Genomic DNA, 1297 nt, shown 5'->3' with positions numbered 1-1297 from the left:
GGGACTGTCTGAATTTTTGTGTCCGGGGCGGGTTGAGCTTCACCGCGTGATGAAGCGTTCCTCGAACATGATGGCGAACTGGGATTTTGCTTCGCCCCATTCGCGCGGTGCCATTTTCCACTCGGCCGCAGCGTCGCGCAAGACGAGATAGATCAGCTTGGTCGCGGCCTCGTCGGTTGGAAAATGCCCCCGTATTTTGACCGCGCGCCGGAGCTTGGCATTCAGAGCCTCGATCGCGTTGGTGGTGTAGATGATTTTCCGCACGCCCTCGGGAAAGGCGAAAAACGGGATGACGCGATCCCAGTTGCGGCGCCATGCCAGGGCGATCGCGGGGTATTTTTTGCCCCAGAAACCCGCATCGAAGGCCTCGAGCGCGGCCGCTCCGGCTTCTGCGTCCTTGGCGCGGTAGATCGCGCGCAGCGCCGGCACGACGGGCTTTCGATCCTTCCAGGAGACGAACTCCAGCGAATGCCGGATCAGATGCACGATGCAGGTCTGTACGATCGCCTGCGGAAAGACGGCGTTGATCGCTTCGGGGAAGCCCTTCAGGCCGTCGACGACGGCAATCAGCACGTCCTCGACGCCGCGGTTCTTCAGCTCGTTCATCACGCGTAGCCAGAACTTGGCGCCCTCGGTCGTCTCGATCCAGATGCCGAGGATGTCCTTGGTGCCGTCGGCCTGCACGCCAAGGGCCAGGTACACCGCCTTGTTGCGGACCAGGCCCTCGTCCCGGATCTTCACGCGCATGGCGTCGAAGAAGATCAGCGGATAGCTCGTCTCCAGCGGCCGGTTCTGCCACTCCGTTACGGTCTCCAGCACGGCGTCGGTCACCGTCGAGATCAGGTCGGGCGAGACGTCGAGGCCATAGATCTCCAGCAGATGGCCCTGGATCTCGCGGACGCTCATCCCCCGGGCGTACATCGAGATGATCTTGGCGTCGAAGCCGGGAAAGCGGCGCTGGTACTTGGCGATCAGCTTGGGATCGAACGTACCCTCCCGATCGCGCGGAATCCGCAGCTCCAGCTTCGAGCTCTCGCCCAGCACCGTCTTCTTCGAATAGCCATTGCGGCGATTGCTCTTCCCGGCCGCCGCCTCGCCATCGAGGTGATCGTCCAGCTCCGCCGACAGAACCCGGTTCGCAAGAGCCTTCTTCAGCTCGTCGACAAGTCCATCCTTGGCAAAAACATCTCGCGGGTCACGCCCCGCAAGCAACTGATCCAACGTGTCCTTCTTGATGACCATATGCGCCCTCCATCGGCGTCACTATGGCCCAAGACACAAAATCCCTGACAGTCCC

1 protein-coding gene is annotated in these 1297 nt (G+C 62.0%); it reads right to left on the bottom strand.

Features of this window, described 5'->3' with window-relative positions; all coding sequences use genetic code 11:
• Positions 1–39 precede the first annotated feature (39 nt).
• Positions 40–1242 carry an IS256 family transposase gene (locus ACSQ3P_RS31645; RefSeq protein WP_436164766.1) on the bottom strand — a complete coding sequence of 401 codons (1203 nt, stop codon included), beginning with the start codon at positions 1240–1242 and terminating at the stop codon, positions 40–42.
• Positions 1243–1297: the final 55 nt, after the last annotated feature.

This window comes from Allobosea sp. LjRoot9 (genome assembly GCF_964252745.1).
Classification (GTDB): domain Bacteria; phylum Pseudomonadota; class Alphaproteobacteria; order Rhizobiales; family Beijerinckiaceae; genus Allobosea.
Note: the sequence above shows the minus strand (reverse complement) of the source record. Positions and strands in the feature narration are given on the sequence as shown.